18 protein-coding genes and 2 pseudogenes are annotated in these 24689 nt (G+C 61.6%); 10 read left to right on the top strand and 10 right to left on the bottom strand.

The window, feature by feature from the left end:
• On the top strand, window positions 1–464 hold a 464-nt coding region (locus DM816_RS13300), incomplete at its 5' end, for a hypothetical protein (RefSeq protein ID WP_211588677.1).
• 210 nt (window positions 465–674) lie between these two features.
• Here DM816_RS13300 and DM816_RS13295 read toward each other — a convergent pair.
• Both DM816_RS13295 and DM816_RS13285 read right to left on the bottom strand, forming a co-directional pair.
• Window positions 675–1139, bottom strand: coding sequence for a helix-turn-helix domain-containing protein (locus tag DM816_RS13295; protein ID WP_117210525.1), 465 nt, complete (start codon window positions 1137–1139; stop codon window positions 675–677).
• Between the two features lie 992 nt (window positions 1140–2131).
• Window positions 2132–4966, bottom strand: coding sequence for an AMP-binding protein (locus tag DM816_RS13285; RefSeq protein WP_162907413.1), 2835 nt, complete (start codon window positions 4964–4966; stop codon window positions 2132–2134).
• A 1066-nt stretch (window positions 4967–6032) separates the two neighbouring features.
• On the opposite strand from DM816_RS13285, the gene DM816_RS42485 reads away from it, so the two are divergent.
• Together DM816_RS42485 and DM816_RS13275 are read left to right on the top strand one after the other, a co-directional pair.
• Window positions 6033–7364 carry a hypothetical protein gene (locus DM816_RS42485; RefSeq protein WP_162907412.1) on the top strand — a complete coding sequence of 444 codons (1332 nt, stop codon included), beginning with the start codon at window positions 6033–6035 and terminating at the stop codon, window positions 7362–7364.
• Window positions 7365–7450: 86 nt separating this feature from the next.
• On the top strand, window positions 7451–7762 hold the full coding sequence (locus DM816_RS13275) for a hypothetical protein (protein WP_162907411.1): 312 nt from the start codon (window positions 7451–7453) through the stop codon (window positions 7760–7762).
• 108 nt (window positions 7763–7870) lie between these two features.
• Here the strand turns inward: DM816_RS13275 and DM816_RS42480 are convergent, their stop codons facing one another.
• The 7 genes and pseudogenes from DM816_RS42480 to DM816_RS43730 all read right to left on the bottom strand — a co-directional run bounded on the left by DM816_RS42480 (window position 7871) and on the right by DM816_RS43730 (window position 14256).
• Window positions 7871–8470, bottom strand: coding sequence for a hypothetical protein (locus tag DM816_RS42480; RefSeq protein ID WP_162907410.1), 600 nt, complete (start codon window positions 8468–8470; stop codon window positions 7871–7873).
• A complete protein-coding gene (locus tag DM816_RS13270) occupies window positions 8407–8808 on the bottom strand; it encodes a hypothetical protein (protein ID WP_162907409.1) in 402 nt (133 codons plus the stop codon). The genes DM816_RS42480 and DM816_RS13270 overlap by 64 nt, the downstream gene beginning before the upstream one ends.
• Before the next feature lie 672 nt (window positions 8809–9480).
• A complete protein-coding gene (locus DM816_RS13265; RefSeq protein ID WP_162907408.1) occupies window positions 9481–11382 on the bottom strand; it encodes a DUF262 domain-containing protein in 1902 nt (633 codons plus the stop codon).
• Window positions 11383–11664: 282 nt separating this feature from the next.
• Window positions 11665–12513: a type IV toxin-antitoxin system AbiEi family antitoxin domain-containing protein gene (locus tag DM816_RS13260; protein ID WP_117210518.1), complete on the bottom strand. Its 849-nt coding sequence runs from the start codon at window positions 12511–12513 to the stop codon at window positions 11665–11667.
• A gap of 93 nt (window positions 12514–12606) precedes the next feature.
• A pseudogene (locus tag DM816_RS13255) lies at window positions 12607–12765 on the bottom strand (DUF255 domain-containing protein); the annotation flags it as partial.
• Window positions 12766–12831: 66 nt separating this feature from the next.
• On the bottom strand, window positions 12832–13893 hold the full coding sequence (locus tag DM816_RS13250; RefSeq protein ID WP_162907407.1) for a DUF4238 domain-containing protein: 1062 nt from the start codon (window positions 13891–13893) through the stop codon (window positions 12832–12834).
• A 213-nt stretch (window positions 13894–14106) separates the two neighbouring features.
• The gene (locus tag DM816_RS43730) at window positions 14107–14256 is read right to left on the bottom strand and encodes a hypothetical protein (protein WP_211588676.1); all 150 of its coding nucleotides are present in this window, start codon (window positions 14254–14256) and stop codon (window positions 14107–14109) included.
• A 479-nt stretch (window positions 14257–14735) separates the two neighbouring features.
• Here DM816_RS43730 and DM816_RS13240 point away from each other — a divergent pair, with 479 nt between their 5' ends.
• The 6 genes from DM816_RS13240 to DM816_RS13215 all read left to right on the top strand — a co-directional run bounded on the left by DM816_RS13240 (window position 14736) and on the right by DM816_RS13215 (window position 22303).
• Window positions 14736–15299, top strand: a complete 564-nt coding sequence (locus tag DM816_RS13240) for a hypothetical protein (RefSeq protein ID WP_117210516.1) — start codon at window positions 14736–14738, stop codon at window positions 15297–15299.
• A gap of 822 nt (window positions 15300–16121) precedes the next feature.
• A complete protein-coding gene (locus tag DM816_RS13235) occupies window positions 16122–17330 on the top strand; it encodes a DUF4238 domain-containing protein (RefSeq protein WP_117210515.1) in 1209 nt (402 codons plus the stop codon).
• Window positions 17216–18598: an ApeA N-terminal domain 1-containing protein gene (locus DM816_RS13230; protein ID WP_162907406.1), complete on the top strand. Its 1383-nt coding sequence runs from the start codon at window positions 17216–17218 to the stop codon at window positions 18596–18598. The genes DM816_RS13235 and DM816_RS13230 overlap by 115 nt, the downstream gene beginning before the upstream one ends.
• Window positions 18599–18833: 235 nt before the next feature.
• Entirely contained in the window at window positions 18834–19646 is an 813-nt protein-coding gene (locus DM816_RS13225; RefSeq protein ID WP_117210513.1) for a hypothetical protein, read from the top strand.
• Window positions 19647–20402: 756 nt separating this feature from the next.
• A complete protein-coding gene (locus DM816_RS13220; RefSeq protein ID WP_117210512.1) occupies window positions 20403–20777 on the top strand; it encodes an effector-associated constant component EACC1 in 375 nt (124 codons plus the stop codon).
• 11 nt (window positions 20778–20788) lie between these two features.
• Entirely contained in the window at window positions 20789–22303 is a 1515-nt protein-coding gene (locus DM816_RS13215) for a caspase, EACC1-associated type (protein ID WP_162907405.1), read from the top strand.
• Window positions 22304–23239: 936 nt separating this feature from the next.
• Here DM816_RS13215 and DM816_RS13210 read toward each other — a convergent pair.
• Window positions 23240–23359 (bottom strand): annotated as a pseudogene (locus DM816_RS13210) (DUF255 domain-containing protein); the annotation flags it as partial.
• Between the two features lie 455 nt (window positions 23360–23814).
• Between DM816_RS13210 and DM816_RS13205 the strand changes: the two are divergent.
• On the top strand, window positions 23815–24588 hold the full coding sequence (locus tag DM816_RS13205; protein ID WP_246001928.1) for a caspase family protein: 774 nt from the start codon (window positions 23815–23817) through the stop codon (window positions 24586–24588).
• The last annotated feature ends 101 nt before the right edge of the window (window positions 24589–24689 follow it).

Below are 24689 nucleotides of genomic sequence, written 5' to 3'. Positions count from 1 at the left end.
GGGGGCAGCCTCCGGTCCCGCGGCCGGCGGCTCCCGCGCCGGCCCGGCCAGCGCCCGTCTCGCGCCCGACGCTTCGGCTCGGGTCCATGTTGAGCCTCGCCGAGGTGATGCAGGAGCATCCGTTGCTGGGAAGGTTTGGCATCGGGGCGTTCTCGCCTGGGACCAAGACCCCCGAGCAGCGTCGTGCGGAGATCGCCGAGGGCCGCGAGGAGTTGGCCAGTAGCGAGGCGACGGTGCTGCGGGTTGTCGGCTGGTTGCGGGAGAACATCACGCCGATCAAGACTCCGGCAGCCGGAAGCTACGGGATGAAGCACGTGGCCGAGCGCGCCATGGGCACCTACATCACCAACGGCGAGTTCATCGCGGCCGCGCTCATGCTCGGCTACACCCACAGGTACGTCACGCCGAATGTGCTGTTCGGCATGAGCGCCAAGGACGTGGCGCGAGCACGAGCTCCCAGGTAGATGAGGCCGCACCGTTCGCCGAGGACCCTCTGGCCCGTCTCATCCCCTGACTCCTGACCAGGGAATGCCAGCTCGACAAAAGGTTGAAGATTCCTACACCATTTGTGATCACATCGGCGGTCGGCAGCACCCTGATCGACCAGACACTGTGGGCCTCGGACCGGTCTGCGACGAGAGGTCCGAGGCCCACAGTGGGCGATGCCGCTTGTACTAGGAGTGGCGGATTGGTGATCGGCTCCGTGGTGCGCCTGCTCCTATCTGGCCGACGCGGTCATGAAAGTTGGCGTGGATCTTCGGATTGATCACCCAAGATCCACAGATGCCACACTGGAAGCCGTCCGGCGCGGGTGACGGCTTCATGATCGGCGACGTTACCGGACGCAAGATCTCAGCCAGCTCGAGCCAGCGCTGCTTCCAGGTGGTGCTTATCTCCCGCTCCGAGACACCGCATCCACGAAGGATCACGGTGGTCGATCGCCAGGTTGGCTCCGCCTTGCCTTGGAGGACTCGGGAGATCGTTGCGTACGAGACGGAGCCGCCGGCACCGCGTGATCCTTTCAACGCGATCTCGCGCAGCGACGGGTCGCCGTCGTTTCGGCGCACGTGCATCAGGTCCGTGATCATCGACTCGAGGGCTTGTGCCTGCTCGTCGTCGAGAGTGTCGATGTAGGTCATCTTGCTCTATCTCTCTGCCAGGTGCGGCACCCGGACAGACCGGATGCCGCACAGGTTGATCACGGTTCTTCGATGCGGAGAGGTTGATGCTGGGGATCTTCATCCCGCGCGTGGCGCCGGTCCGCCGACTCGTCGTCGCGGCCCCCGGCCCGAGGCGACCCTGTCGAAAACCGGTAGGCGATGCCGGCCGCGACGGTCCCCGCCATCGCGGCGGCGCCCAGGCTCTCCATTATGGAGAGGCCCCACTCGTGGCCGACATAGATGAAGCCGCACACAAGCAGCAAGGCCCCCAGAGACGCCGCAAGCTGCGTCAGCTGGGATAGAACAGACACTTTCAAGATTGACTCTCCTATGTTGGAGCATGAAATGGGTTGGGTGGGATTTTCGGGAGACGCGCTTCCGGCCTTTGCGGGGACCGTGAACGCGTTGAGCGGCCTATTTCATTCGCCTCTTTCCGGAGCGGACGATAGATCACAATGTTGGTCAGTCAATTATGTACTACCCCTCGCGACCTTTGTCCACTGAGGGGTACAGAAAAGGCACGGTCATTCGATCGGAATAAATGTCGACTACGATCCGTAATTGGCCAGACACATTCGCCATGATCGCTTGGAGTTAGGGAAGGCGTACCTAATTGAGCGCCGATTCTCCCTCGACTCATGCGAGGCCGAATATGAGAGCGTCTCGCTATTCGCGGTGGCATCGAGTGGGGATCGCTTCGAGCGACTCCTCACGCCCACGCAGCGATGGTCAGCAGGCGCGTCCCACAATCGACTGCTTAATGGGGTGAGGGCCTCCTGCCGCAAAACAGGAAGCCCTCTAAATTTCCCGATACCCACCCAACCCATTTTTAGGAGAGTCTCGGGAGCCTTTTCAAATCGTTACGTCGTGTTGCGGAATGGTGCACCGCGATTCATTAGGCTACCTGATTGGCAAATCAGTTGCCAGCCCAAACCTGCAAGCACGTTTCTGGATCAAGTCTTATGCTCCGGTCACGCCATAAGGGGGCTTGAGAGCAGCGCGCCGTTAGCGACCCTTCTGCCAGCCTCAGGACAGCGGGAGTTCGCGGCGTCGAAGACCGCAAAGTGAAGCACGGACGGCGGCGTATACCTCGCCGAACTGCGCTGAAGCCGGAGAGACGTTTGGATCATCGGCAATTCGTTCTTCCGTTTGCCACGGATCCCATGTAAGCAGGTTACAAGCCGAGGAAGAGGCTGACGGGCAAAGCCAGGTCGACTTAACCGCCGGCTGCTCGTTTCGTGATCATTGGCGATACCATTGCCGTCTCCCAGGTGCCACAGCAGTGCTTGCGTGGGCCGTTTGCAGATAAAGAGAGATGGTCCATGGCCACCTCCACGTCGTTGTAGAGCCGCTCCGGGCAAGCTGACTTGTGCCCGTGCGGCTCGCTTGCGCCCGCAATGTTTCCGGCCTGATTCCACTCGCCTGGTCAGCCGCGCAAACACTACGGGCCACACAAGTTCGATCGCCGCGGAACGCAGGCGCCTATGGTCTATGCCCAACGCATCAGCGAGATGGCTTGCTAGATACCCTCGCCGTGCCGTCTCCCGAACTTCATTGGTGGCGCTGCTTGATGCGATTGCGCTACCTGTGCGATCCACAACCACAGCGATTCCGGTGTGGACGGCACATGTCGACGTGACGTTAGGAGCAGCGATCGGATGGCGGAGTGCGTACGACGCGGCTGTCTGAATGTGGTTATTCGTCAACCCTGCGATTAGCCGCACAGCCGGCTTGGTGAGCCTCAACTGGTGGTAGGCGGACCATCCAGCCACAAGCGAGGACTTGCCTGTCCCAATCGAGCAGTGCAAAACCCCACGTGGCAGCGTAGCCAAACGCTGCGCCGCGTCTCGGTATCCCCCCGCCACAGTACGGAACTGTCCCAGTTGGTGCCGAATGCAAGCGACCAGTCCTCTGTCTCCAGTGACCGCCAGCGCATACAACACGCCTGCCGCGCCGAACGCGAGGCCGATCTCACCGTCGTCGGTGGCGAACTGCCGCGGATCGCTCGGATACAGCATGGCGTCGCAGCGCAGGTTTGCACTGGCTGCGATCGCCCTCGTCAGCGAGGTCCAGGCTTGCTTCCACCCGCCCAGTCCGTCCGGCGAGATCACCGCCACCGCCACGGCCCGCTCCGGGAAATAATTCGGCACCAGGAAGTCCGCTGCGGTGATATCGCCAAAGTGCCGGGCCTTGGTCCGGTCGTGCCGCACGATATTCGACATCGGCAAGGAACTCGCCAGCATCAGACACGCTAGCGCGTACAGGTCAATATCGAACCGGGCGATAGTCGAAGGAGCCGAGAATCCCTGATTGGCAAAACCTGGCCGAGTCATCCGCTCCACCGGTATGGCCACCCCGTAGTCGAGCAGCCCGATCGTGTCTCCTCCGCAGACCAGCAAGTTCCAGAGGTGCAGATCGCCATCCACGTATCTTTCTTGGTGGGTAGTTTGGGTGGCTGTCTCGATCTGCCCATAGATCGTCATCGCCCACGTCGTATATTGGGCCAGACCGTGGCGTCCACTGCCGCCCTTTAGGAGCGGCAAACGGTTCGCGATCTGCCGACTCAGCAGGCGGCCGTCCACGCACTCCATCGCTAGTGCCCGGTGCTCGCCGAGGTCGAAGAGCCCTAGCGCTTCAGCCACACCGGAAATACTGGCGAGGACGCGCATGATCTCGAAGCGATCTTCTAGCCGCGCCATCGCATCGCTGCCGCGGGCGTCCAGGCCGAAATGGGGCCGGATAAGCAGCGCCCCGGTCAGCGGTAGGGTCCTTAGGTCAAACGGCAGCCACAGCCGCTCGTCAAGGATCAGGTCCACCACCTCGTCGCTGATCTCCACAGTGGACAGATCCATCTGCTGAGGCGAGATCTTCCCCTGGGCAACAACGACTTGTACGCCGCGCGCGTCGACGGTTTGGAGGATGGTCCACAGCGACTCGTGCCGCAGCAGCAGCCCAGCCAATGAGGCCTCCAGCACGGCCACGTCGAGCGAGTCGCGCAGGCGCATCCCGACGCCGGTGCTGCACGCGACTCCGCCGCCGGCACCAGCGAACTCCAGCTGGCCGTCGTCGTGCCACCGCACGACGTCGCCGGTGCGGTACATCCGCTGTCCCGGCTCACCGAACGGGTTGTCGACAAACCTTTCCGCCGTGAAGCCCGGCCGGTGCTGGTACCCGCGTGCGAGGCCGAGCCCTGCCAGATGGAGCTCTCCGGCCACGCGGGCGACCACCGGACGCAACGCGGCGTCGTGTAGGTCGACCCGGCTGCTCAGGATAGGACGGCCGATTGTCGGCGCCTGAACATCACGCACCAGCAGTCGGCTCCTGTCTGTCATCACCATGGACTCGGTCGGTCCGTAGAAGCTGATGGGATGGCAGACCAGCATCCAGTGCCACACCAGTTCGACCGTGCAGGCGTCGCCGCCGCCGATGACGGTATCGAAATAGGGCAGCTGGGCAGGCGGCACCGTCGCGAGGGCGGCCAGCGGGATCAGCGCGGGGTCGACCCGTTGTGTGGCATGCACTTCTGCCAGGTGTTTGCCCAGCAAAGCTCCGGGCGGGGACACCATGCCCTTAGGACGCCCGGTCGAACCGGAGGTGTAGATGACATAGGCGGGATAGTCAGCGTGCCATTCGATATCAGTCGCGGGTTCATAAGACATCTCCTCCGGCGGGTCGCACGTGGCCAAGGTAAACGGCCCAGGATCACCTTGCAGAGCATGAAGAACTTCGTAGAAGGCTTGGTCAGCAGAGAGTGCGGTGATGAAGACGACATCGTCACGTACCCTACCGCGAGTCAACGTGTTCATCGGCCTCATGCCTCCTGCCATAACCCAGCTAACCTAAGCCTGCATGACTGAGTGTGGCCGACGATCGCTCTCTACCAGTGATTAGTTCTGTGCAATTCTGTTACGCAACTGATCGCAACAGAGTTAACTCGTATTCGATAGCAACTCGTCGCGCGCCACGCCAGGTGCCAAAGGGCATCGGCGCGGTTCCAGGTCCGCTGCAGTGGCGGCGAGTCAGGCCAGGTCGCGCTCCTAAGCAGGTCGAGATAACTCCTGCGCGTTACGGATTGGTTGTGGACTCGCCGTCCGGGATTGGCTCAACCCCGGGCCTGCGTGCTGGCCTGGGGGTGAGGTAGCTGGTGCCCACGCCCTCGACCGCAAGGGGGGCCGTGTGTCGCGGCTTGCGTGTCAAAAACGGCTCACAAACCTCGGCGGGGCCGTCGCCGACCGGCCGGTTCACCCCGGGTCCGGGCGGGTTTTGAGCCATTCTTGAGACGGTTGTGGGAAGAAGTCGCCCTGCCACCCGGCGCGACACGCCCGCACAGCTTGATCGTTGTGCCTATGCCAGATCGTTGTGCCTGGGAACGTCACCGCAGGCCCGCACACGACGTCCACCCGCACAAGGATCACGCACGGGCAAAACGATCACCACATCTCCACCGGACGGCGATCAAACACTGATGCAGCTGATGATGCGGCGCCGGCCGGTTCATGGTTTCAGCCTCTCACATGCAGCTTTACACCCGAGCTTCGGGCGCCCATGCTGGCTGCGGCTGCTGGGATCATGAGCGGCCAAGGTCTTCCAGGTCCGCCGCGCCGGCCGAGTTGCGGCTGCAACCTCCGGCATGCTGGCCCTCCAGGCAGTGATTGGTGGGAGACCCGTACGTCTGTACACATAGGCCCCATATCGCGAATCGTAACCGGACGGGTCACATGAGAATCACCTTTTCGCGGCGGTTCGCAATGTACGAGGCGGGGCACGCGTCCGGTGATCGACGCTTCAATGAGACGTGCGGCGCTCATAGCGCCGCACTGAGATCGGTGGCGGCGCCTCGGTCGGTGAGGGTCATCATGCCATGATTGCTGTGTGGCAAAGTTAGATGACTTTGAGTGGATCGAGGAGCTCTTCCCGGAAGGTATCGGCGTCGATCTTGGAAGCGATGGAGATGAGTGGCGCGGCCACGTGTTCGCACACCTGGCCGACGTGGCCGAATCCTCCGGATACCAAATGCATAGCCAGGAGGGCGGCGGCTATCTCTACACGCCCTCCGGTGGGCGGATGACCACATCACTCCTCATCACCCGCTCCACAAACAATCGACCAATCTGCCACGTACTCGGTCGAGGCGAGCGCAACGATGCAGATGTCGCGACATGGGTTGATGCCATTGATCACGCGGTACGGCAGCTCGGAGAAAAGAAGAGTTATCCCTGGTGGGCGGTGATAGGCGAGGACCCAGATGCCCGTATATCCCCACCGATACGGATGGTCGACGAACGTACCGTAGGCGGCATAAGGCTACTCCCTGCAAGAACGGCGTTTATTGAACCCAGAGCAGGCCGCTCGATAGCGTCCTCTACGACCGCACGAACGTTCCTTGTTCATGCCCATGGTGTGAGCACCGGCTACGCTGCCCATGTCGCGATGAGAGAAGCCGCCCGCAATCTCAGGATCCTTTGCTCGCTGTTATCGCTCATCTCGGGACGTACTTGGGTATTGCGCTCCGGTCCGAGCTACGTGACTCGTGTTGCGGATGGTCAACCGATCACTGAGGCGCCGACGCTGCCGGAGTACACGTATTTCCTTCCCGAGGAGATGCGGCGCGAGGAGAACTCGCCCGAACCAATTCCGCTGTCCTTTCCAGCCAGCATCGAGGCTGCCTGGGGAAAGCTCCTTACAGAGAGGCGTATTGCTGACTTGATCGTGGCCTTCCATGAGAGTCTCTTGCTGGATAGCGGCGGCCACGACTCGTACGCGCTGCTTGGATGCGTGGCGGTCATTGAGGCAATCGGCAACCGGGGTTACAAGAAACTGCCCCGATGCAAGGGTTGCGACAACTGCAACGGCTGTCGCAACGTAATCGGCGCGGCAGCGCGATTCCGCGACGCCCTGGCGAGAGTCATGAACGCCGACCGGGCCAAGGAACTTGGAAACCTGGTCTACGGACGCCGATCAGACACCGCCCACGAAGGAGTCCTTCACGGGATCGAGCCGGAATTTGGCGCGGGATTTAGGTTTGGGGAGTTGGCCGACGACCCACCGATCGAGTTTGGCTACACGGTCCGCAGGCTGCGCTACGCGACTGTCCAACTACTTCGGAACGAACTGGGGCTGCCGGACCGACTCGAGGGGCCCGCAGACGCCGACGCCAAAGGCGTAATAGGCATTGCCAGCACTGCTGGCGGAAGGATGCCGTAAAGCTGCGCCTGGCAATTTGCCTGGCAGATCCGAGACGTGGATCGCACGGCGTGGCCAGTGCCGGGCCGGCTGCACATCCCAGCCACGTGATCATCGCAACCAGCCTCGCGCTCTGCGGACAGAGGGCGTCCCTTGCGGAACGGATCATCGCTCGCTTCGTTCGCGCTGATCACTATGTCGTTGGCGGTTGGCGCTCAGGGACCCACAACAAGACACCGCCAAACGCGCTCGTCGCAGCAATCCATGTGGGCGATCTCGGGAAGGATCGCTTCGGGCAGCCCGCGAACGATCACGCCACCGACGACCGGACGGCTGTGATCAACTGCTCGCGTGCCGCCCACCTGGTCCGCGGTCAGGTCCGTTCGGACGCTGGGCAGCAAGCGCCGAACCTGGGGTGAACGCTCAATGCTGAGTCTATTAGGATCTCCCAGCAAGCGATCTATCGTGCTCCTGCTTATCCCGCATGGTGGCGCCGCATTGGCAGGAGTTGGCTACCTTGCCTTCAATCACTCTTCAGATTGCTCGTCGCCACTGGCGTTGTCAGCTTCGTATGAGGTCACCATAAAAGGATCATCGGGGGAAATCTGCAGGTTCTTGGCCCATGTCACTCGCCTCGTTTTGCAGCCCTTTTTCATAGCATGCTCAGCATTGCACACATGAGTGTCAACGGCCCGCGACGAACCCGCTAACAGGATTGGCAGAAGTCGAAGATTCGAAGATCTCGCGGCAGTATCAGCTTGCTGGATGTCCCATCCACCGTGTTCGAGGAAAGCACGGATTGCTTCGCGGGCGATTTCGTCGGTGAACGAGTCGCCTTCGATAACGACTGCTCCGACGCTTTCCTCTGACTGTAGTCCGAAGTGAAAGCTTACTGCCGGCAACATCGGACCAAAACGCGATTGATCAACTTGGATCATCTCGACCCCGTCTCCAGATCGAAATGATTCATAGCCTTTCACGCATGTCCAGCCAAAGCGCGTCAATTGGACCCAGCCGGTCTGGTCGGAGTGGCGAACGATGCCGAGCGTTACGAGGCTCCCGATCAGCCCGTCGACGATTCCCTCCAGTCCCGGATCGACTTGAAGGATATGACGCTGTCGCCACATCGTGTGTCGACAGTGGGCAACGATGCTCGATCTCGCTCCAACTCGCCTTCGTCGCCGATCTCGGCTGGTGGACGGGAACCGCGACCTGCCAGCACTCGCAGCAGTCGCGTCTCCAACGGTCGCAACTTCGCCAGCACTTCGAGGACCAGCTCGGCATGATCGATGATTCTGGCGTCATTCGCGGCGGTGGCAAACACCTCGCACCCGCGGGCAACGGTCCATTGTTCGCGCTCGCGCTCGGCAAGTCGAAGAAACGTAAGGAATAGGGAGAACGCGGCCTCGTCGTCCGACAGTTGCTCCAGCAGCTCTGTCTGGCTCACGCCAAGGCGAAGCGCCAAGCTCTCAACCAGAGTCTTGGATCGATCTACAATTGCGTCTTGCCTGCGCCTCAGCCCGACCTCAAGGGCCGCAGCCGCGCCGCCCCCCAATGCTGCGCCTAGAATCCCTGAACCTGGCACGAAAAGTTCAATAAGACCGGCAACGGACGCGCCGGCGAGCCCGCGACCTATTGCTAGTGCCCTGGGTCGATCTTCGGATTCCGTGGCTTCATCGAGCCCAGAATCCGAGAAGTCATCTCGTTCCGGGGATCCTTCGCGGTCGCTCTCTGCGGTGGCCATTGCCAGCGTCCTCTCACGATAGACTGTAAGTGACTGGACCCCCGTGGAACGGGTCCTGTAGACCAAAGTCCGGGTTTTGTAAACCTGGCAATGCCCTACGACGTCCAAGAATCCAGTCCAGCGCCACTCTCTGCCAGCCGGTCTCCAAGTCAACGACCTCCACATCGTTCGCTGGAGGTTGGCCGGCGGAGACGAGGTCTTCCGATTCGAGCTCTGATCGAGAAAGCGATCTCAATGGTGGAGCCGGAGATCGCTTTCCCATCCTGTTGCAGCGGGGCGATGGACCAGTGGCCACCGGGGGGTTGGTCGTCGGGCCTGCCAGTTGGCGGCTTCCTTGGTTGGCCTGCTTGGGCGAAGTAGAGCGTTGGCCAACGGGTTACGATATGCCCTTGCCTACCCCGGCATCACCAGTAGTTCGATGTTGGGTTCGTCTGGCTCGTCCTCCGCTAGGTCCCGCTCGGGCTCGACTGATCCTTCGTCCTCTAGGTCCGAAAAGTCGACTGACCAACGTTCCAGCGCCCAGTCAGCTAGTCGCTCTTGACGAGCAAGTATGGTTTCTGGTGTCCATTCGTCGAGCAGCGCCAGCTCCTGTTCTTGTTGCAGGGGGGCCTGCGCATAGCAGGTGCTGCTAGACACGCTGGGACCGGAGGAGCCTCGCTTATCCGGAAAGTCCTTATTGGAGTATGAGCTGTTGTCCCGTGTGAGCACGAGATTGCCGAGTGCGTGGATGTAGGTACGGCGTTGTTCCTTGGTGAACCGCTGTCTCCAGTAGCGTGACGTCGCCGTCTGCGGCAGCACGTGCTCCACGGTCTTCTCACGCTTACTCTTGCCGAAGTAGCCGTAGCCGATGTCTGGCATCGCCCCCGTGAGTAGGTGTATTTCATACTCGTAGAGGAAGAACCTTAGGTGGGGCCAGCGGTACCAGTTGTACTCGGTATCCAGAAGTTCCTGACGGACATAACTGTCGTTGGCATACTCGTGAACCAGTTTGCGCAAGGCCGCCTCGAGCATGGACGAATCCCGCACTCCACAGTAAACCTCGTGCGCCAAGCGGTACAGGCGGGTCTGCCCGGCATCGGCACGATAGCCGCCAATCACATAGGTCCGAACGGCGAACCGCTCGCAGAGATCAAATATTCGCACATACGCGCCACCGTCGTTCGGCCAGCGCTCGCGCAGGGCAATCATCAGCGGCTGGAATACGGCCACCGTTCCGGCCCTGGAGAGCCGGTCATGTAGTGCTCGGGCTGCATGAGCGTTGGTTGGGCCGAAGGAATGAAATGCCTGCAGATCGGGTCGAAGCGAGTCAGCAAAGGCGCGAGCAGCGCGAGCCAGCGAGTCGACATAATTCCCGATGTCAACAATCAGCATATCGGGACTTTCCACATACTTGTCCCGCGGGAACCGCGACTTGATCGACTTCGTGCCAGCCCACTTGGTCGGTACTGGATCTACTGTGGCGAGCCAATGCGCGCGTAGGAATTGGTCTTCGCCGGCTGGCGATACTCGGGCGACCTCCAGGAGAAGCCGGTAGACAAGAGTCCAGGCGTCATTGATGCGCTTGGCCAAAGCGGCTTGCTGCGCAGCCGGGAGACGAGCCGCTAGAAACAATAAGTAGTTTTTGACCTTTTCGAGTTCGGTCAGAGGCTTGCCGCGGTCGTTGAGCGTCTCGAAGATCACGCCGACCTCTGCTTGCTGGTCGAGCGTGTATAGGGTGAAGTGCAACCCGGTGATTATCCGGTCACGAAGATCGCGGAGTACAGCTACGGGATCTGAGGCGCCTTCAACGAGCGTCCTCACATGGGAGCGCATCTGGCGCGCGGCCATAAGGAGTCGTTCAGCCGAAAGCGTCTCAGGGCTCACGTCCGGGCCGTCGTTGAGGAGAGCATCCCGAACAGGGCGTGCGTCGGAACCAACTTGGAGTTTGTTCTGGGGTACGCCGTTCTTGGAGATCACCAGAAACTGTCGCCGAAGACCGTGAGCTGCTGCGTCATCGCCAACTGATAGGAATGCGCGCCGTAATTCGTTTAACAGGAGGCAGATCGTGGTCAGTCGCTGTTGTCCGTCAACGATGTCAGCGTGGGCAAGGGCATTCGACTCGTCGTCGACCAGAGGTTGTCCGCCACCAAGCAGGACAATCGTACCCGTGTAGTGGCTCTTGCCTGGTTGAAGCAAGCGAAGGTCATCGAGAAAGTCGTCGACGTGCTCGCGCTCCCAAGCGTAGCCACGCTGGTAGTCGGGGATCGTCAGCAGTCGAGGACGCAGCACATCGGACACGGACTCAGTCAGCCCCATGGCGGCACTGTACGAGACCGGCACTACGACGGAAATCGGTCTGCCGGAGCATCCTCGAGTGGTCGAATGTCTCGCTTCCAGCCGGATACATCGGTGGTTGCGCAGCATTCGTCAGTGCGAACCGCGCTGATGATGCGGAGCAGCATGACCAAACTCGGCAGGTGACGGGTTTCCTAGAACGCGAAGACAAAGGATCACATAGCGCAGCGATGCTGGCCTCAAGCCATCCGGTGACCGTTCCTCAACCGAGGCGAAGCGTTTGCCGCCCCGATATGCGTCGGATCAGCTCGATCGAGACGGTTGCTGTCGCCGGGTGGCTCGTCGTGGCGGGCCTTCTCGCATGACCGTGGTCAGGCGAATTGTCGTGCGCTTCCGATCGTCTAGGTTGGACTCGGCCGTGTGCACCAGGAGGTAATGCTGTCCGGTTGAAGTAGCCTCACACTTTCCACTGTCCATAGAGGACGGCCAGGATCGCTGCGGCTGCCGCTGTGGCGCTTGGTGCAGAAGCCAATCCAGCAGCGACTGTCCATCGTGCTCGGCGAACCCGAACCACGCTGCGTGTGATGCGATCGCGGCGGCCATATCCTGGGCGGAGGTTTTCGCTTCCCGCAGAGCATCAGCGACGAGTTGAGCGACGATGGCGAGGTCTTCGCCGTCGTGCAGCAGGTCGGAGATGATGCGGCCCGGTCTGGTGACCAGCAGCCCGCCCACCCTGGCGCAGTCGCGGTCGGACAGAACTGCCCGGTAAAGCCGGACATCAGCGCGTCTGGTCTGCCGCCGCACCGGCAAGGTGAACTGGTGAACACCGGCCGACCAAAGCCGGTTGGAACCGAGACCGTAGATTGCCGCAGCAGTCCATCGGCAGGCAACGCCCTGTCCAATGCTGCGATCCCAGACCATGATGTCCGGTGCCAGCTGTAACCAGGCGGCCCGCGTCGCACGATGTTCGTCGGCTGGGGTGCCGCGCAGGCGGTACACACCATGGGTCACCCGCTCGGCGATGCCGTGCTTGGCCGCACGAGCCAGCGTGGTCCAGGCCATGCCGGTTGATTCGGCCTGCTGGCGGGTGAACAAACCCCACTGGTCCTCGGCGATGTCGGCAAGTGATCGGATGGTGGCAGCCCTTGGCACGGCTGCTCACTCTAGCGACGTTGCAGACTATAGCGACATCGCTACACTTTGCAGATCACAAATGTCCTAAATGTCACCAATGACAAGTTCGGAATGTAACCAGTGGCAGGACGCATATCCCACTGAGATCAACACTGGGACGTCCCGCCGCTTGGCTTCCGAAAAGGCATCACCTCCCCATTGCCACCAATCCACAGGATTGGAGGCGTGCTGGAGGAGGTAGGGCGAGGTCGCGCTACCGAGTCGGTTCATAACTCCACCCTCCCACACTCCGGTCCGCGCCGCGCCGCCGACATCACCCACGCATCCGCGAGCGGATCACTGGCGAACTGTCTGGCCCCCGGGTTCAGCCTCCGGACTGGCGTGGTCCGCAAGGACGGGATCGCCGCCGAGGATTTTGAGCGCTTTTTCGAACTCGGAGTGGATGACGGTAGGCCAGCTCCGCTGACTCGCCGGCGCGCCGCCGCCGCGCGTGACGGTGACGAGCGGCGAGCGAAGCGGCGTCGGCTCCGGTAGGAGAATGAGATCGGCCGGCCAGTCCATGCCCGGTGAGCGCAGCACCACGTCCGAGCAGGTTCGCCCGATCGCCTTGTTGACTAGGTCGGCATGCTCCCGACTCAGACCATTCGAGGATCCCAAGATCGGCAAAGGTGTGACCGTGAGCAGGACCTTCGGCGTAACCGGCAGGTAGATCTCGTACGTGTCAGGTAGAGGGATCGGCGTGAACGGAAGATCACTTTGATCATCGAAGGCAACCACCGGAGAGTCGCCTGTGACCAGCTTTGGGTCAGCCGAGGTGCTCAGCAGGAAGCTCATGGCTTGCAGCTGAGATTTGAGCGTATCGGCGGCCCGCACCATGTTCCTCATGATCGACTTTGTATCGGACTGCTTAGTCTCCGACGGAGCCACCTCAGCGATGCTGGCGTGCCACCTAGCGAGATCCCGGCTGGCACGGAGTGATGGGTCTCGCTGGAGCGCACGGTCGAGAACCATATTCGCGAAGATGAGTGGTCCAATGCGCGAACTCATCTGCTGCAACTGCCGCCGGAAGGTGATCGTCCGGACCATCTGGATAGCGACGAAGGCCGCCAGCGCTTCCGTCTCCGGTCCCGGCGCGGGCAATGCCCCCTTCCTGAGGTTGTGCATAACGTCACCGACGGCCGACTCGATTTCCCGCCCGAACCAGCGCTCGAGTGTGTCGTCGAGCAGGTTCGCCTCACCAACGTCGTAGAAGTCGACCTCCACGGTGGCTTGCTTGATCGTCAGGACGTCTTCATGACCGTCACGATGACGCGACCGAAGCTCTCCGCGCTTGTCCGCGAAGCCCCTGAGATAGAGCTTCGGCACGGTGTGATGATCACGGGAGACCTGTTGCTGCATTTGACCATTCTCCAAGCGGCCAAGCCGTCGGAGCAGCGACTCACCGCCGGCCGCTCCGACGATCACGTGACCGGGACGGGGCATCGGTCCAAAGAGCCCTAACCACGGCGACCTTCAATCTTGATCATGTGTTACGCGTACGCTACCCTTCGCCAATTTCCCATCCAAGTACTGCGGTAGCAGGGGCGTTGCGGCGAGGAATCAAAGATCCCGTCAGGCTTCATACCGAGGCACAACATCGTCGACGATGCCGGCCGCGTCCAGATCGGACAGCACCGACCACACCGCCGCCACATCACCGAACCGCTTGTGCTGGCTGCGAACCGGCTCTGCGCCCTCACCACCGGACAGCTTGGCCGTCACCTCCTCGACGCTGCCCAGTTACTGCTGGGAAACGATGCGCGGCTTGCCATCCACTCGGGCGGACTCCACCAGGTAGTAGTAGGTCTGGTTCCCACGACGCTTAAGCACGATCGAAGGCATTTATGGTGTAATACACGACTTTGGATCGAAAGTCTAGCCCAATTCCACAATTACCGGCCACTATTCATGAAAAGGGGGCAACTCGAACTAGAGTCACCATCGTTTGCTACTTCCATCAGGCTTGGACAGCAGCGCTCTTTGCCTCAAACTGAGGCAGGGACGGGCATTTCACGCACGAATCGAGCTCGCCAGCAGCCACCGCCGACAAGCGAAAGGTGGTCGATCCGCTCGCCGGACGAGCCGACCACCGAGTCGGCGCGTACCGCTACGTGTGGCAGGTCGCCGAGGTCTTGGAGCGCGACCACGTGCTCGACGAGATGATCGACGAGCCGTAGACGCGGTATGCCAATATCTCGGGCATGGTTGCCTGGATCGCCTTCGCCATCTCGCTCGTCTCGGCCGCCGGCGCGATCTTCAGCGCCTGGTACGCGCGCAGCCAGGCGCGCCATGCCAAAGAGGCGGTCGGATTGGAGCGCCGCCGGCTGCATCGGGACCTGACGCCGACCATCACCGGCGTGTACCTTGAGGCAAGCGCACCAAGATCCGTGATGATTGGCGGACGCGAATACGTGGAGGCGGGCAACGGGGAGGAGCGGACGAGGGTGAGACTGACCAACCGCGGAGGGATTGACCTCGAGCGGATTGACGTCAGCCTGATCCCTCCGCACCGCCACCACGAGAAGGTCATCGAGGGCTTCTACGACCACCGAACCCGGGATGCCGTGTCTAGCGCCGAGACCGGTCGCCTGTCCCGGGAGGCATCGTGGGAGCTGGAGGTCGTTCACCATGCGACCAGTGACGGCCCCATTGGAGGCACCGTCAAGTTTCGTTGCCTGTGCCACGCGAGCGGTCATGACCCCTGGGACGTGGTTGTCGAGGTCGAGTTCCCGGAACTTCCCATGGTCGCGTTTGGCTCGCGGTAGCGGAAACACACAGAGGCCCGGATCCCAAAGACGTGCCGGGCCGCTTGTTTGCTTCCGATCAGGGTTTACTTTGACATCACAGGGTCTCCGGTCAGCCGGTAAAGCTGAGATCTATCCTGCGGTTCCGTCGTGTCAGACTCCTTGCCGAACGGGGAACCTCGCACGAGGCCAGAAGCTTACGGCGTCTTGACTTCTTGCCAGTAGCCAGAAACGACGGACTCGAATCCTTCGGCGCAGGCGAGCAGCGCGGGGGCTTTGACAACGAGCGCAGTCCGTCTGCCCCCAGATCTTCGTTGGCCGGAGGATTCTGCGGGGACCCGACCTCGATGGAAGCGAACCCATCGCCCTTCTTCCAAGGGTTCTTTGGAATGCCGGTGGTTGCGCCCCGAGACCGCGGGCGGAACCGGTGGTAATCCAGATGCCGGGCAGCCTGTAACTCACCGCAAGTCCAGCGGCGTTGGCCTCGTCTTGGGGCACTACGAGTGGCGAGATGATGATCCCGTTGTGTGAACGCCCACTCTGGCCACAGTCGCGATCGGACAGGGTCGCCCGCTAAAGCCTGACATCAGCGCGCCGGGTCTGCCGCCGCACCGGCAACTTGAACTGGTGAACATCAGCCGGACCAAGCCAGCGGGTACCGGGTCTGATGGCGCCGATATTGGCAGACACATGTCGTGGGGTGCCGCTACCGTTGTTTTCTTGCCCGATGTGGACGTCGCATAGCGGCAGTTCTTGGTATCGGAGGTTGATGACCCCGCAGCCCGTGCTGTTGTTGTGTCGAAGATAAAGCGGTTGAGGATTGGAACCACATGATTGCCGTAGATGATTGCCGTAGATGATTGGCCGTTTCCGGGTGATCCGAATCAGTATGTCGGCGCCCTGCATCACACAGTGCCACGTTTCTATATGGAGAACTGGGTGGACTCGGACCACAACGTCTTGGTAATCGAGAAGCCGAGCGGGCGCCGGTACCCGGCTCGCCCGAAGAATATCGGCGCGGAGACCGACTTCTACACCTACATCGACCTTGAAGGAAAGCCTGCCGGTCATCTGGAGCAGGCGCTGGGCCAGCTGGAAGCAGCAGCTGCCAGCGCGATCGGACGGATTAACCATCCGGTGTTCGGGGTGTTCCCGCCTCCGCCGGATGACAAGCAGGCCATCGCGACGCTGATGGCGTTCCAGAAGGTCCGGGGCAAACGGCACCGCCGGGAGATCGAGCAGCATACGGATTTCCTGGCGAAGGTTCAGGTGTCTGGCCTGGACCGTGAAGGCATCGAGCGTTTGCTGACCGACCGGGCAGGTGAGGTAACCGATGAGGGCATCGCGCAGATGGAGGAGATGGTCGCGAACCTTGAGGAGTACGAGTTCGTTCCCGATCCCAACGAGCACCTCCGGATGCTCGGCTCGTTGTCGTTTGAGATCTTCAAACGGCTGATGCGTCGTTACTGGTACCTGGCCGAATTCAGCACACCAGCGCTGATTACCTGTGATGAGCCGGTGCTGTTGTACAAGCAGAACCCGAGCCCGCACCGCGGCTACGGCGTGGCCGACGCCGACGAGGTCTGGTTCCCGCTGAACCCGCGCCTGCTACTGATCCTGGCTCGGGAACCGTCGCCACTGCCGTTGAAGTTCGCGGCCCCGGCTGATTTCGCCGAGCTGGTCAACCACTACGTGATGCACCACGCCTACCAGCTGATCTTCGCGCATCCGGAACACGCGGGTGGTGGTGCCAGACATGCCACCCGACGGCCCCCTGATGCAGGTACACGCGCCCGGATTTCCTTTCGCTGCCGAGTACAACAAGCCGCTGAAGTCGCGGCGTACCCAGCGGCGCAGCAAACGCTGACGACATCTTTCCGTGGCGGCAATGAGCTTCAACCCGGGGGCAGCACCGGCACGACAGGTGAGGAGTGTTCATGGCGAAGGTACTCAAGCCCGGAGAGAAGCTCGTCGGTGTACTCATCCATACCGAGGATGAGCATGCGCCGTATGTGCCGGCACAGCTGTGGCTCGACGCGAAGTTCGGGGTGATGGCCGAGGTTCCGCTCATGGTCAACCGGCCACAATTCGCGGCGGCGACCCGTTGGTTCAGGGAACGCAAACCTCCCGAGAACCTTTTATTCCGCAGCGATTCCTTGAATGTATCGCTGTTCAATTGCCGATTCTCGCGATTCAGCGATGGAACCTATGTCGGCGTTGGCCGGATCAGGGCCGGCGAGGCGGTCTTGCATGAACGCGCGGGTGCGATAGATGAGCCGCTGATCGTGACGTCGTTGAGTTCTGTCATCGATGGTCTGGCGGATTGGACTGGCATGACGTCGGTGCAGTGGGAGTCCGAAATGGTTCCCGGTGATCTCGGCCGCCGAAAGCGCCGGGTCGTCTACACCGTCGAGCCACGAGACGGCATGACATGGCTGCAAGGCGAAGCGCGTATGTCGCTTACCACCGACTGGCGCCACGATCAGCCAGGCGGCAGAGGCATCTACCTCGATGACCGGGTCATCCTCCAGAGTAGGTTCCGGACGCCCCGCCCGGTCGCGCAACACCTGGCAGAGCAGCGAAAGTTCCGCGACCTGGTAACCATCAACCTGGGTACCGGCGGACATTTCCATCAACACCACATCCGCGACCGCTGCTTTCCTGCCCTGGGATTGAATGGGGACATTCACGGAGTCGAAGACCATCAGCTGCTGAGCTGGTCCACCGTGACTGAGCATCTCCTGCCCGCGGCTGCGACCGAGTGGGACCATGTGCTGGGTCATGGTCAGTTACCGCCCGCGTTACTCACGAAGTGGGCGCGTGAGTACGACAACTGGAAACGGGTCATCCTGCCAACGGCCAGCGTGTTGCGGCGTGCCCAGACGTTCGCGCAAGACAAGGTACTCAACGCATCTATGAGCATCGAGGCACTTGGTGGACGCCTGGGACGGATGGCGGGAGAGGAGCAAACCCACGCGGGGGGAAACCGTCCGACCACCGCCACGTACTTTTACCGTGCCATCATGCACTCCTGCATCGACTTTTCCGGAATCTCCAGCAGCGATGCCGACGCGGCCAGGGCGATGGCCGAGGTCTACAACACCGTTAAACACGCCGACAAGGGCGACTTTCCTGACCCAATGCATACCTACTTCACCGGACGCATTGCCTTGCTGCTGGTCCGGGTAGCGCTGATGCATCAACTCACCGGCAAAGACTCGGAGATCAAGCCTTTCGCCGCGTCATGGGCAGTCAAACAGGTTTTCCATGACATGCAACAGAACTCAGTTACCGTCGACTCGACCGGAAAGTTCAACTAGCCGGTGCACCCTACCCAAGTATCAGCCAGCCACATTGATGACCGATGAGCGTCAACGTCAGCCCTATGACGCGAGGCGTAGGTCACCGAGGAGGTGACGGCCTACCTGGATCCTGCCGTCGAGTTCGACCTGAGAAAACGTCTCGTTCGTCGACTCCAAATCCGTTTGGCCCAGTATGTCGATGCTCTATACAATGCGGACAAATCCCTAAAAAGATCGGATAGCGGGGGACCTCGTGACCACCCAAGCAACGCCACCAGCGGACGCCGACCTCGACACCATCCGTGCCTTCATCACACGCGCCCGGCGGATCGAGTCCCACTCCCTGGCCGCAGACAAGCAGAGCCTCCTTCGCTGGTCAAGCCAACAAATCCATGTCCAGGTCGACGACAACGGCCAAGGCATCGCCCGCTGGGACCTGCCACCCGAGGAAGCGCTCGAATCACTCGCCGCCAGGATGAGGCCCCTACTCCTCAAGACCGAACGCCTCTACTACGCCAAGGTCCTCGACGCCATCGACCATCGCGTCGCTACCGACCCTGAACTCGCCGACGCAGCCGTGGGCCTACGCGCAGAGTGGGCCAAACTCGACCGCGACAGCCCTGATCTGCTCGCCTACCGATCACAGACTGGCGAGGTCGGCGGTGAGCTAGGCGCTGCCGTCAATGACAAGAAGCTTGCCTACGCATGGATCTACGGCGACCTCGTACACGCCGACGACGTCACTACCCGAGCTGCTGGTCACAACCTCGACTACCGCTACCAAGGAGCGGCCGGACTCATCACCATAGCCGCCGTCGCCTGCATCGCGACCCTCAACCTGGTGCGAGCCGCGCAAGCCCGCGGCCTGCTCGGCCTCGAACCCGAACTGTTCACCGCCCGCGTCAGCCCGCGGACCACCGCCGAAGTTAAACTTGCGAGGCTTGTCATGGCCCCGGTCGGCACGCCAGCCGAAGACATGACTGCACTGCTGGACAACCACGGCGACCAGCCGCAATACTCGGCACCTGATTCATCGCCGTCCAGCGGCGAAAGTCGATCCGGTTAGGCGCTCCTTGTCGATCGCGGCAACCTGCGCGACACAAGGGATGAGGCCGGGAAAGCGATCTTCGCGTATGTGGACGGCTGGTACAACCGACAACTGATCCAGAAGGAGCTCGGCTGGCTGTCCCCGGACGAGTACGAGACCGCCTGGTACACAAAGATACCAATGAACCAATGGCCGATATGATCCCCGCCGAGCCCATTCCCGTCAGAAAGACACCACTCCGGAAAACCGGGGGAACCTCAATTTCTCCTAACAAAAGCCAAGACGTTCGAGCCGCTTGTGCAGTGCAACGTGAGCTTCTAAGTCCTCTTTCTCGCGCATCCCATAGCTGTGCCAAGCGTGGAAGGCCGCGGCTCATGGCGGTGGCCTCCTCGCCAAGCCGGGTGAGGAAAACTCATAAGGCCGCGTAATAGAGATCGCAGAGCGCCGGCGAGGCTGCGGAAGTTGTCCGCTCGCCGTTGGTTGGTGAGACGCAAGACGATCGCGGCGCGCTTCGCTTCGCTCGCGCTGATCATTGTCCGGTGCGGGTTGCCGAATCGGGCCAGTCCACGGTGATGGTCTACGACGCGACGGATCAGCTGTACCGACAGGAGTGCGGGTGGTCTCGGCAGCTTTGATCAGCTGGGCAGTCTGTCGTTTAGTTGACTGGCTAGCCATCGCGATATGCGTGGATAGGTAATGCCGGACGCGAGCCCGTCCGTCTAGGCTCTATGCCCAGCTGTGGCAGTTATCGATCAAAATTTTGGGTGTGAGTGTGTGAACAAGACGTCTTCACTTCAGCTGTTGATCCGCTGTCCCGATATGGACGATTCCGGAGTCGCCGATCTTACCCGCAGACTTCGCAGGGAACTGATCGACTCTGGTGTGGACGACGTCTCCCCACTTCATAATGCTGAGCCGGCGCCGCAGGGGGCAAAGTCCGGTGAGGCGCTGGCTCTCGGTGCACTCGCGGTGTCGATCGCGCCGATCGCGGCGACTGCTTTGTTCGACATAATCGCCTCCTGGCTGCAGCGTCAGCCAACCGACGTGGAGATCGAGATTGGTGGGAACAGGATCTCCGGCCGGGTAACCCGTGAACAGCGAGACGCATTAGTGCAGGCATTTCTCGACCAGACCCGTTCCGGGGCATGACGGCTGTGAACATGTCCTCCCGCAAGGCGCTGATGTTGGCGTGCGGCACCTACAAGGACCCGTCATTGCCGCCACTGCGGGCCGCCTCCAACGACACCCGTTCCCTGGCAGACACGCTCACCCGGCTACCCGGCGTCCCATACGATGTCACGGCCCAGATCGACTGCACCTCGGCGCAGGCACAGCAAGCGATCGAGACGTTCTTCGCCAACACGAGGTCAACCGACCTGCACCTGCTGTATCTGTCCTGCCACGGCATCCAGAACGCCAACGGCGAGCTGCACTTCGCCTTCGCGGACACACAGCCCCACCTTCTCGCCTCCACCTCGCTGTCGGCTGAGTTCGTCCGCATGAGGATCCAGGCAAGCAGATCACGGCGAACCGTTGTACTGATTGACTGCTGCTTCAGCGGTTCGTTCCTGCGTACCATGCAGGCACGGGGGCACGACCAGGTCAACGTCAACACCCTGGTTCGTGACATTCCTGAGGGTAACGGACTCGCCGTGCTCACCGCGTCAGGCGACACCGAGTACAGCTTTGAAGATCTGAGGGAACGCGGTGATGGATTCCGCTCCTACTTCACCAATGGTGTCATTCGAGGCATCGCGACTGGCGCCGCGGATCACGACGGCGACGGCCAGATCACCATCGATGAACTCTACGACTTTGTGTACCAACATGTGCTGGAAAGCCCATCGCCACAACGCCCACGCAAGCTACGAACTGGCGAGGGCAGAATCGTGATCGCGGAAACACCCATATCCTACGTGGAGTCGACGCCTCCGCCTCCGCCTCCGCCGGCGCCGAGGGCGCACCAGGCACCATCCATCCTTCCACTTACGGCGAAGGGCGCGCTTGGCACTGTCTCATTCGATGGCGAGTGGGTTTACGTAGCCATGAATGGTTGGGGCCCCAAGGCCAACGGGACAGAATCAATCCACATAGGTGAAATCATCCGCATAGATTTCAAACCGGGCACCACCTTCTACCACGGCTACATCCAATTTATCCGGCGTGGAAAGATGCCAGCACCAATTCAGCAGCATGGGCCACACAAAGGCCGGCCGCACATGTACGACCCGGATTCGGTATCGGTGCCGAAGAAGGCGAACCAAGCGTTCATCCACCTACGGGAGGTCATTAGTGCCGCATGCGGGCTCCCGCCGCCCTCACCAAAGGCGGACACTAAACCGCCGCCCCAGGTCCTCGCCACCGTGCAACCTCACCATTCACCCACGCCCTCGCCAACAGCAGCAAAGCAGCACCCGCCTGGCCGGGCGCGATTCATCTGGACAGTCATCGGCCGAACCTTGCTGTGGATGCTCATCAGCTTCCTGGCACTTGGCACCATCATCACTGGCGGTACAACCATTGCTGGCAAATGGGAGCAGAGCCTTGGCAACCCGATCGGCGCCATCCTCTGCTACGGCATACCACTGACCGCTCTCCTGAGTTTGGGCATCTGGGACATCCGGCGTCAAAAGCGCCGCGCCCTCCGAGTACCGGCTGGGCAGGCCAACCCTTAGCGGGCCAGCTGCCAATCACGGACCGCCATCAAGTCACGTGCCCTAATCGGAATCGACCCGCCGTTCTCCGCATGTTGGCCTATCCAGCGCTCCGCTGCCGTTCATCGCGTTCACCGCACTGCCGGTCCTTCCCTGGTCGCATTCGAGTCGGTCGCGATCGCCTCCCGCCCGATGCCACGGCCGGTCGTTGGTGGTACTCCGTCACTCTGTCGGGATTCGCGGCGGGGTCCAGCGTCACGGTGACGTGCCGCGACTCGGTCGATCCGGGCGGATTCTGGAACCAGACCTTCACTATCGGCAGCGACGGCAGAGCTGGCGACAGCACCCTCTACTACTCCGCGCAACCACCCAGATCATTGGGGCACCGGCCGCGGTGTCGAATCCAACCACGTCACCTGGTAAAGCATGTAACACAGCTGTTGTGTTGGCAGCCATCTATGACAAGACTGCCGCATCGAGGGCAAGGAGCTTGGCCGCTCGACCGGGCATCGGCCAGGCTCCTTGCCGCACCGGGATTTAAGCTGATCACGTCCACGACTGTCGCCGGCCCCTACTCACATCAACGTGTTTAGCGATCGAGCGGCTGGACTTGAGGGGTCCCTTGCCAGGGTCCGCAGACCGACTCCGATCACGCGCCTGGTTGCCATAGTGACCCGCTGGCGAGGGGTCATATCGCAGATCAGCGTGCGCAGCAGCAACCGTTTCCGGCCGCGGGGCTTGTCGTCGGCGCACCCTACAACCTGGGTAGCTCTGCCACCAGCGCGCAGTACCTCGTGGTCGGGCAGCGGCAGTCTAACTGTCCGCGCGGTCGCCAGCGCCGCCTCCGCCGCATAGCGAACTGGTGCGAGGACGTGGCAGCAGATGCGGCGAGCAGAGCCAGCGAAGGACCACGGGCGCCCCACATTGGGAGATCTCCGCTGTACGGTGAGGGTCCCCAACTGGGACGTCCCGCCGCTTGGCTTCCGAAAAGGCATCACCTCCCCACTGCCACCAATCCACAGGATTGTTCGCGTGCTGGAGGAGGTAGGGCGAGGTCGCACTACCGAGCCGGTTCATACCTCCAACCTTCCCCTACGCGGCTTTTTTAATGGTCGCGGGTGGTCGCCCTTGGCGGCAATGCTACGGGATCTGCAGGGTTGCGGCGGAGGGCGGTAGTGAATGTGACTGCGGTGGCCGCCTGGTCCCGACCGATGATGATCCACCGGACGACACCGATCACCAGAAGGGCGATCATGACCAGGCAGGCCACGGCTGGTGGGTCGGCCACAGCCACGGCGGTAATAAGACCTCGCTGAGCCTCCAGCGGTGCGCTGGGAGATACATCGGCGCGATGGTGAACCGTTCCCCAGGCTGTCGAGCAACGTGACCGAGGCGGGTGGTTCGGCAGAGCGGACTTTACAACGCGCGTGATCTGGCGACTTGGACCTCGGCGCGACCCACTCGTCGGACCAACCTGGCGACGATGTCGGATTTCTTACGCCAAAGTGTGGTCGCCGTGGCAACTGGGCGTGATGCTGCTTGAATTGCAGTGTCACCTATCGGGAATGGACGCGTGGATGACGGGCGGGACTTACGTCGGGGTTGGAGTCGTTGAGTATGACTGCCCTGAATACGCCACGCTAGAGCAAGCGAAGATCGACGTCGAGCGCATGACCGCCGTCCTTACGGGCCAAGGCTTTCATTCGCGCATATTGATGAACCCGCGGGCGGGCCATGTGACAGGATGCCTACACCCGCTCGACCCAGGCCATTCCGACGCATTGGTGATCTACTGGGCCGGCCACGGGGTCTTCGCCGGGCAGGATGATCTCCGGCTCATTTTAAGCGACACCAGTGCGCACGCCGCGCAGGACGAGACGCAGCGGCCTGGCGCGCTGGTCGAGCGCGCCATCTTGACCGGGGCAACGCAAATAATTGTGCTTATTGACGCTTGCTTTTCGGGTGCGGCAGTTGTCGAGGCGATCGAGATGGCCGCCCAAATGGCTCCTTCTCAGCCTGCAGGAGTCTGGGTAGGTGTGGTGGCAACCGCTCAAAGCTTCGGGACCGCTATCGGCGGACGATTTGCTGAAGCAATGGAGCGAATACTGACGACTGGCCCACATGGCGACGAATTCAGGCTTCGATGGAGCGTCCACAATCAGGACATACGGGCCGATGAACTGGTCCAGGCGGTCAACGATGAGTGGGTCCACGATGACCAACAACTTGGTTCAGCCAATTCGGATTCGCGAGGCCCATATTCCGGAACCCGCGGTTCAACGCATCGGCACCCGAGACGCTTGTAGAACAGCTCCTGGAGGCAGCGCGCGGAGTTTCGGCCGGTGAGCAGGGCTGGTACTTCACCGGTCGGCGAGCCGTACTATCGGGCATCGTCCGATGGCTCAAG

The organism is Allorhizocola rhizosphaerae, assembly GCF_003426775.1.
Taxonomy (GTDB): Bacteria; Actinomycetota; Actinomycetes; order Mycobacteriales; family Micromonosporaceae; genus Allorhizocola; species Allorhizocola rhizosphaerae.
This window is presented reverse-complemented; position numbering and strand designations above follow the sequence as displayed.